This is a genomic window from Massilia sp. P1_C10 (genome assembly GCF_056406475.1).
The window spans coordinates 62549-70985 of record NZ_JBFUAC010000015.1 but is presented as its reverse complement, the minus strand read 5'-3'; the positions used below and the strand labels follow the sequence as shown (position 1 = coordinate 70985).

Annotated in this window: 6 protein-coding genes and 3 rRNA genes; 6 read left to right on the top strand and 3 right to left on the bottom strand. The window is 64.3% G+C overall.

From position 1 onward, the window contains the following. From AC1D02_RS22030 to rrf (AC1D02_RS22020), 3 genes are all read left to right on the top strand, one after another. Positions 1-232 (top strand): 23S ribosomal RNA (locus AC1D02_RS22030); the annotation flags it as partial. A 143-nt stretch (positions 233-375) separates the two neighbouring features. Continuing rightward, positions 376-488: ribosomal RNA gene (rrf, locus tag AC1D02_RS22025) — 5S ribosomal RNA — on the top strand. Positions 489-651: 163 nt separating this feature from the next. Then, a 5S ribosomal RNA gene (rrf, locus tag AC1D02_RS22020) occupies positions 652-764 on the top strand. A 48-nt stretch (positions 765-812) separates the two neighbouring features. On the opposite strand, the gene AC1D02_RS22015 is transcribed toward rrf (AC1D02_RS22020), so the two are convergent. Both AC1D02_RS22015 and AC1D02_RS22010 read right to left on the bottom strand, forming a co-directional pair. Continuing rightward, complete coding sequence (locus AC1D02_RS22015) at positions 813-2240, bottom strand: DHA2 family efflux MFS transporter permease subunit (RefSeq protein ID WP_477320601.1); 1428 nt, start codon at positions 2238-2240, stop codon at positions 813-815. Between the two features lie 51 nt (positions 2241-2291). After that, positions 2292-2843, bottom strand: a complete 552-nt coding sequence (locus AC1D02_RS22010; protein WP_477320600.1) for an acyloxyacyl hydrolase — start codon at positions 2841-2843, stop codon at positions 2292-2294. A 94-nt stretch (positions 2844-2937) separates the two neighbouring features. Between AC1D02_RS22010 and AC1D02_RS22005 the strand changes: the two genes are divergently transcribed. Continuing rightward, positions 2938-3867 carry an NAD(P)-dependent oxidoreductase gene (locus AC1D02_RS22005; protein ID WP_477320599.1) on the top strand — a complete coding sequence of 310 codons (930 nt, stop codon included), beginning with the start codon at positions 2938-2940 and terminating at the stop codon, positions 3865-3867. A gap of 33 nt (positions 3868-3900) precedes the next feature. Here the strand turns inward: AC1D02_RS22005 and AC1D02_RS22000 are convergent, their stop codons facing one another. Further along, positions 3901-5094: a M20 aminoacylase family protein gene (locus tag AC1D02_RS22000; RefSeq protein WP_477320598.1), complete on the bottom strand. Its 1194-nt coding sequence runs from the start codon at positions 5092-5094 to the stop codon at positions 3901-3903. Positions 5095-5233: 139 nt separating this feature from the next. On the opposite strand from AC1D02_RS22000, the gene AC1D02_RS21995 reads away from it, so the two are divergent. Then, positions 5234-7306 (top strand): molybdopterin-containing oxidoreductase family protein, encoded by a 2073-nt coding sequence (locus AC1D02_RS21995; protein ID WP_477320597.1) that lies wholly within the window; start codon positions 5234-5236, stop codon positions 7304-7306. Then, positions 7303-8355, top strand: coding sequence for an aminopeptidase (locus AC1D02_RS21990; RefSeq protein ID WP_477320596.1), 1053 nt, complete (start codon positions 7303-7305; stop codon positions 8353-8355). The genes AC1D02_RS21995 and AC1D02_RS21990 overlap by 4 nt, the downstream gene beginning before the upstream one ends. Positions 8356-8437: the final 82 nt, after the last annotated feature.

The window sequence follows — 8437 nt, the reverse complement described above, 5'->3', positions numbered from 1 at the left end:
TGGACAGACCTCTGGTGTACCGGTTGTCACGCCAGTGGCATTGCCGGGTAGCTAAGTCTGGAAGAGATAACCGCTGAAAGCATCTAAGCGGGAAACTTGCCTTGAGATGAGATTTCCCAGAGCCTTGAGCTCTTTAAAGGGTCGTTCGAGACCAGGACGTTGATAGGTCAGGTGTGGAAGTGCAGTAATGCATTAAGCTAACTGATACTAATTGCCCGTACGGCTTGTCCCTATAACCTTAACAGGTACAGAGATAAGAAGAACGGCGCTGTTGATTGTTCTGATTCATACTCATTACCCATGTARTWCAAAACTTACTTCTTCCAGATTCAAGGAATTGCTGCCCCGTCGGGAGCAAGACCTGTACAAGTTATGCCTGATGACCATAGTAACTCGGTACCACCCCTTCCCATCCCGAACAGGACCGTGAAACGAGCTTACGCCGATGATAGTGCTGCAACCAGTGTGAAAGTAGGTTATCGTCAGGCTAGTTATAAGAGAAAAACCCAAGCAGAAATGCTTGGGTTTTTTTTCGTCCGGAGCTTTCTGGATTGAATGGGTCTTGCCCGGCGAGTCAGGCCCCGGTGTATAATACGCCCCGAGATTCAAGGTATTGCTGCCCGGTTGGGAGCAAGATCTGTACAAGTTATGCCTGATGACCATAGTAACTCGGTACCACCCCTTCCCATCCCGAACAGGACCGTGAAACGAGCTTACGCCGATGATAGTGCTGCAACCAGTGTGAAAGTAGGTTATCGTCAGGCTAGTTATAAGAGAAAACCCGTATGCAATGACGGGTTTTTTTTTCGTCCTCACGCCGGCGTGGGTTCCGCCGCCACGGTTGCACCCTTGGTGATGCTCTCGCCATCGCCGCGGCGCAGCGTCCAGAAGGCCAGCGACGACAGGATCGTCACCACCGACAAGGCGACGAACGCGCTGTGCAAAGCACTGGTCACCATGCCGCGATTCGTTTGCGGCACGTCGCCAAGGAACCAGGCCGCGACCAGCGATCCCGCGGCGAGGCCGAAACTCATCGAGAGCTGCTGGAAGGAGCTTGAGATCGTGCTCGCCATGCTGGAATCGGCCTGCGCGACGTCGGCATACGCCAGCGTGTTCATGCTGGAGAACTGCAGCGAGTTGAAGAAGCCCTGCATCAGGCCGAGCATGACGATGAATGCCAGCGGCGTGGTCGACTTCACCATCGCAAACAATCCGATCGTGATGCCGATGCAGACGGTGTTCACGATCAGCACCTGGCGATAGCCGAAGCGCGACAGCAGCCGGCCTGAAATCAGCTTCATGCCCATCGCGGCCAGCGCGGTCGGCATCATCAGCAGGCCCGATTTCCACGCCGGCAGCCCGAGGCCGACCTGGTACAGCAGCGGCAGCAGGAAAGGCAATCCGCCGACGCCCAGGCGCGTGGCAAACCCGCCCAGCACCGCCGTGCGAAACGTCCGTATCTTGAACAGCGCCAGCCGCAGCAGGGGATATTCGATGCCGCTCGCGTGCCAGCCGTAGGCGACCAGCAGGGCAATCGACAGCGCCAGCATCACCACCGCCGTGGTCGGATCGAGCGTGTGCTCGCCGAAAATCTCGAGCAGCCAGGACAGCAGAGCAGTGCCGCAGCTGAACAGGATCATGCCGACCACGTCCAGCGGCCTGCGCTCGGTTCCCCGGTAATCGGGCATGTACTTCATCACCAGGAACAGCGCAACCAGGCCGACCGGCACGTTGACGAAGAAAATCGTGCGCCACGACACCCAGTGCACGATCAGCCCGCCGACCGTCGGCCCCAGCAGCGGGCCGATCAGCGCCGGGATGATCACGAAGTTCATCGCGCCCAGCAATTCGGATTTGGGAAAGGTGCGGATGATCGCCAGGCGCCCGACCGGCATCATCATCGCGCCGCCGACGCCCTGCAACAGGCGGGCCGCCGTCATCATCGGCGCGTTCAGCGACAGGCCGCACAGCACCGAGGCCAGCGTGAAGATCGCGATCGCGGTGCCGAACACGCGCCGCGTGCCGTAGCGGTCCGCCATCCAGCCGCTGATCGGGATGCCGACCGCGAGGCTGAGGATATAACTGGTGACGACGGATTTGAGGCTGAGCGGCGTGACGTGCAGGCTGGCTGCAATGCTCGGGATGGCGGTATTGACGATGGTTGCGTCGAGCTGCTCCATGAACAGCGCAGTGGCAACGACCCAGGGAAGGTACTGCTTGATGGTGGCGGTACTGGTCATCGGTCGATTGTCACATAAATCGACCGATGACGAAGTCAACGGGACGCCGGCTTAGAAATGGCGTCCGAGCTTCACGACAAACCAGTTGACGCCGCTGTTCGGCTTCTTGATCGCGCCATTCGAATAGTGCTGCAGCTTGGCCGCGAGTTCCCACTTGTTATCGAACACGTAGCCGGCGCCGAGGTGGTCGGCGAACTGGAACGCCGTCGACAGGCGGTTGTCGTCATTGTTGTACAGCTGCGAGAACAGGGCCATGCCGACGCCGATCTCGCCGTACAAGCCGCGCTTGTCGGTGCGCTCGAAGCGGAACACCGGCGTCGTGCCGATCACCGTAATGTTCTGGTGGTCGCCCGGCACATTGCGATACGCATTGCCGCGCCACTGCGCCAGGTTGTATTCCGAATAGCCCGCCAGGTGCGTGCCGTTCGACTCGAACCAGCTGCGCTTCCAGTTGTCCTGAATACTGACGCGAATCATTTGCACCTTCGCCCCGGTGCCGAACTCCACTGCCGCGGCATCGATGCCCAGGTCCGCGGCGAAAACAGGTTGAAACGCCAGCAGCGCGCCCAGCGCGAGAACCGGCTTGATCTTTTTCAGGAACATAAACGCTTTCATAAGAATGAGTGCAATTCAGTTAACACCGTCCTTATTGTACCGGTTTCAGCCAGCGCGGCAGCTGACCGGCGCGTTACAATCGATGCGCACATTCCACAATCACGGAGCGGACATGACATCCCCAACACTGGCGTTCCTCGGCATCGGGCTGATGGGCAAACCGATGGCGGCGCGCCTCGCACAAGCCGGCTACTCGCTGCGCGTCTGGAACCGCACCGCCGCCAAGGCCGAGGAACTTCGCGCAACCGGCGCCGATCCGCGCGCAAACCTCGCCGACGCGGTGGATGGCGCCGACATCGTCATCTCGATGCTCGAGTCCGGCGCGATCGTCGGCGACGTGCTGGACGCCGCGCTGCCTGCGCTAAAGCCTGGGGCATTATGGATCGACATGAGCTCGACGCAAAAAGGCGAGGCGGTGAAATTCCACCACCTTCTGGAGGCAAACGGGGTCAACTTCATCGATGCGCCGGTGTCCGGCGGGGTACTCGGCGCGGAGGCGGGCACCCTGGCAATCATGGCCGGCGGCAGCGTCCAGGATTTCGCGCTGGCCGAACCGGTGCTGCGCGCGATGGGCCGCCCGACTTTGGTCGGCCCGGCCGGCAGCGGCCAGGTCGCCAAGCTGTGCAACCAGCTGATCGTCGGCGGCACGCTCGACATCGTCGCCGAGGCGCTGCTGCTGGCGCAGGCGGCGGGCGCCGATCCGGCCGCCGTGCGCGCGGCCTTGCGCGGCGGATTCGCGGAAAGCCGCATCCTTGAAGTGCACGGCCAGCGCATGCTGGAACGGAACTTCATGCCGGGCGGGCAGGTGAAGAGCCAGTTGAAGGACATGCAGAACGTGCTGGTAGCCGCGGCCGATGCCGGCGTGGTGCTGCCGGTCGCCGCGCTGGTGACCGAGCACTACCGTTCGATCGCCGACGAGTTCCCGGCGGCCGACCAGAGCGCCGCGCTGCTCGCGCTCGAGAAAGTCAATCCGGGCCAGCGCCTGGGGGACGGTGCGAACCAGTTGCCGTAACAGGCGCCAGCGTTCAAATTCGGCGGCGTCGCCCTAGGCCGGCGGCAGGCTCATCTCCGCCAGCTTGACCCAGTAGCTGGCGCCGATCGGCAGCAGCGTATCGTTGAAGTCGTAGCTGGCGTTGTGCAGCTGGCAGGGACCGAGGCCGTGCCCGCCCTCGCGGTGCGCGCCTTCGCCGTTGCCGATGAACACATAGCAGCCCGGCTTGGCCTGCAGCATGAAGGCGAAATCCTCCGCGCCCATGGTCGGCTCGACGTTCGTCACGACCCGGTCGGCGCCGGCCACCGCCTTCATCACCTCGACCGCGAACGCGGTCTTCTCCGGATGGTTCACCAGCGGCGGATAGTTGCGCTTGAAGCCGAACTCGACGGTGGCGCGCGAGGCCGCCGCCGTGTGCGTGGCGACTTCCTCCATCCGCGTCTCGATCAGGTCCAGCACCTCGGTGGTGAAGGTGCGCACGGTGCCGATCATCACCGCTTCGTCGGGAATCACGTTGGTCGCGCTGCCCGAATGGATCTGGGTGATCGACAGCACCGCGGTATCGAGCGGATTTTTCTCGCGCGAAATGATCGTCTGCCAGGCTTGCGCGATCTGCACCGCCACCATCACCGGGTCGACGCCCTTGTGCGGCTGCGCGGCATGCGCCCCCTTGCCCTTGACCACCACGCGGAACTCATTGCTCGACGCCATCATCGGCCCGGCGACGACGCCAAAGGTGCCCGCTTCCATGCCCGGCCAGTTGTGCATGCCGTACACCGCGTCCATCGGGAATTGCTCGAACAGGCCGTCGTCGATCATGCGGCGGGCGCCGGCGCCGCCTTCCTCGGCCGGCTGGAAGATCAGGTAGACGGTGCCGTCGAAGTTGCGGTGGGTGGCCAAGTGGTGCGCCGCGCCCAGCAGCATGGCGGTGTGGCCGTCGTGCCCGCACGCGTGCATCTTGCCGGCATGGCGCGACGCATGCGCGAACGTGTTGACTTCGTGCATCGGCAGCGCGTCCATGTCGGCGCGCAGGCCGATCGCCCGCTTCGAGCTGCCGTTCTTGATGATCCCGACCACGCCCGTCACGCCCAAGCCGCGCACCACCGGGATGCCCCACTCGGTCAGCCGGGCGGCGACCACGTCGGAGGTGCGCTGTTCTTCATAGCAAAGTTCGGGATGCGCGTGCAGGTCGCGCCGGATCTGCTGCAGTTCCGTCTGGAACGCGATGATTGGTTCGACGAGGTTCATCGGAGTCTCCATTGATGCCTGATTGTTAATGCCATTGTAGCCCTACTCGTCATTGGATGACCAGCCTGTGACGAGGGGCACTCTTTGTGCCCGGAAATCGTATAAAGTAAGGGCTTCGATCCACGCTTGCAGCCCTCCGATGACCATTCAACAAGTGCGCGCGACCTGCCCGCATGACTGCCCCGACACCTGCGCCCTGCTGATCACCGTGGAGGACGGCGTCGCCACCGAAGTCAAAGGCGACCCGGACCATCCGACCACGGCCGGCGTGCTGTGCACCAAGGTGTCGCGCTACGCCGAACGCACCTATCATCCCGAGCGCCTGCTGCACCCGATGCGCCGCGTCGGCAAGAAGGGCGAGGGCAAGTTCGAGCGCATCAGCTGGGACGAGGCGCTGGACGAAATCGCCAGCCGCCTCGGCGAAATCGCGTCGCGCGCGCCGCAGGCGATCCTGCCGTACAGCTACTGCGGCACCATGGGCCTGGTGCAGGGCGAGTCGATGTCGGCGCGCTTCTTCAACCAGCTCGGCGCCTCCGCGCTGGACCGCACGATCTGCGCGATGGCCGGCGCCACCGGCTACAAGTACACCATCGGCGCCTCGGTCGGCACCGACCTCGAACAGTTCCAGGATTCGAAACTGATCATCATATGGGGCGGCAATCCGATCGCCTCCAACCTGCATTTCTGGACCCGCGCGCAGGAAGCCAAGCGGCGCGGCGCGAAGCTGATCGCGATCGATCCCTACCGCTCGCTGACCGCCGAGAAGTGCCACCAGCACATCGCGCTGCTGCCGGGGACCGACGCGGCGCTCGCGCTCGGCATGATGCACGTGCTGATCAACGAGGACCTGCTCGACGACGACTACATCGCACGGCACACGCTCGGCTTCGACGAATTGAAGGCGCGCGCCGCCGAATGGACGCCGGCGCGCACCGCCGAGACCTGCGGCATCTCGGTCGACGAAGTGATCGGCCTGGCGCGCGACTATGGCCAGATGGCGCAGCGCGGCGAACCGGTCGCGATCCGCGTCAACTACGGCGTGCAGCGCGTCGCCGGCGGCGGCATGTCGGTGCGCACCATCGCCTGCCTGCCCGCGCTGGTCGGCGCCTGGCGCCACGCGGCCGGCGGAATCCAGCTGTCGGCGTCCGGCTCCTTCCCGGCCAACCGCGTCGCGCTGCAGCGCCCCGACCTGCAGAAGTCGCCGGTCCGCACCATCAACATGACCACCATCGGCGACGACCTGCTGCGCGAAGCGTCGCCGTCGTTCGGCCCGAAGGTCGAAGCGGTCATCGTCTACAACGCCAACCCGCTGGCCATCGCGCCGGACTCGGACAAGGTGATGCGCGGCTTCCTGCGCGACGACCTGTTCACCGTGGTGCTCGAACACTTCCAGACCGACAGCGCCGACTACGCCGATATCCTGCTTCCGGCCACCACGCAGCTGGAACACGTCGACGCCCACCTCGCTTACGGCCACCTGTACATGATGGCCAATAACGCCGCGATCGCGCCGATGGGCGAGGCCAGGCCCAACACCGAAATCTTCCGCCTGCTGGCCGCGCGCATGGGTTTCGACGACCCGTGCTTCAGCGAGAGCGACGACCAGCTCGCGGCCAAAGCCTTCGACGTGCGCGACGCCCGCGCCGTGCACTTCGACTGGGACGCGCTGAAGCGGCGCGGCTGGCAAAAGTTGAACATGCCCGACGCGCCCTTCGCCAACGGCGGCTTCCCGACCCCGTCCGGCAAGTGCGAGTTCTACTCGAAGACGATGCTGGCCGATGGCCACGATCCGGTGCCAGGCTACACGCCGCCGTACGAGTCGGCCGCGTCCAATCCCGAGCTGGCGCAGAAGTACCCGCTGGCGATGATCTCGCCGCCGGCGCGCAACTTCCTCAACTCGACGTTCGTGAACGTCAAGAGCCTGCGCGGCGCCGAGGGCGAGCCGCACCTCGACATCCACCCGGCGGACAGCGCAGAACGCGGCATCGTCGATGGCGACATGGTCCGCATCTTCAACGACCGCGGCACCTTCGTCGCCAAGGCGCGCGTGACGCCGAAGGCGCGTCCAGGCCTGGTGGTCGGCCTGTCGGTGTGGTGGAAGAAGCTGGGCCGGGACGGCAAGAACGCCAACGAGGTGACCAGCCAGCGCCTGACCGACATGGGCCGCGCGCCGACCTTCTACGACACCCTGGTCGAGGTCGAGAAGGCATGAAACGGCTGGTGACGCGGCTGCTGGTGTGCGGCGCGGCCGCGGGAGCGCTCGCCAGCTGCTCCACCATCGGCTACTACTCGCAGGCGGCGCAGGGCCAGATCTCGCTGCTGTCCGAATCGCGCTCGATCGACGACTGGATGCAGGATCCCGGCACGCCGCAGAAACTGCGGATCCGGCTGGAGACGGCGCGCCAGATCCGCCGCTTCGCGGTGCAGCAGCTTGGCCTGCCGGACAACATGAGCTACAAGAACTACACCGCGCTCAAGCGGCCCTTCGTCGTGTGGAACGTGGTGGCCACGCCGGAGCTGTCGCTGCGGCCGCTGCAATGGTGCTTCCCGGTGGCCGGCTGCGTCAACTATCGCGGCTACTACAGCAAGGAAGACGCGCAAGCCTACGCCGGCGAACTGCGCGCCGCCGGCAACGACGTGCAGGTCGGCGGCGTCACCGCGTATTCCACGCTGGGCTGGTTCAACGACCCGCTGATCTCCACCTTCATCAACTATCCCGATGCCGAACTGGCGCGCCTGATCTTCCACGAACTGGCGCATCAGGTGGTGTACGTGGCGGGCGACTCCCAGTTCAACGAATCGTTCGCCAGCGCAGTCGAGGAGGCCGGCGTCGAACGCTGGCTGCAGCACTTCGGCAATTCGCAGATGCGCGAACAGTACACGCTCTACACGGCGCGCAAGCAGCAATTCCTCGCGCTGTTGCTCAAGTGCCGGCGCGCGCTCGAGCAGAACTACAAGTCGTCGAGCAGCGACGCCGTCAAGCGCGCCGAGAAGGTGCGCCTGTTCGCCCAGCTGCAGGACGATTACGCGGCGCTCAAGCAAAGCTGGGGCGGGTACGCCGGCTACGACCGCTTCTTCGCCGAACCCCTGTCGAACGCGCACCTGGCCGCGATCGCGACCTACAACGACTTCGTGCCGGCGTTCCGCGCGATGCTCGAACGCGCCGGCAGCTTCACCAACTTCTACGCGGCCGTGCGCCGTGTCGCCGACCTCGAACGCGAGGAGCGCCACCGCCGCCTCCACCAGCCCGGCGCGACCTGATCCGGCCTGTCGTCTGCTGCACCGCACAATCAATGCCCGTTAGAATGCTTGCCCTAATAACAGCAAAACCGCTTGCTATCGG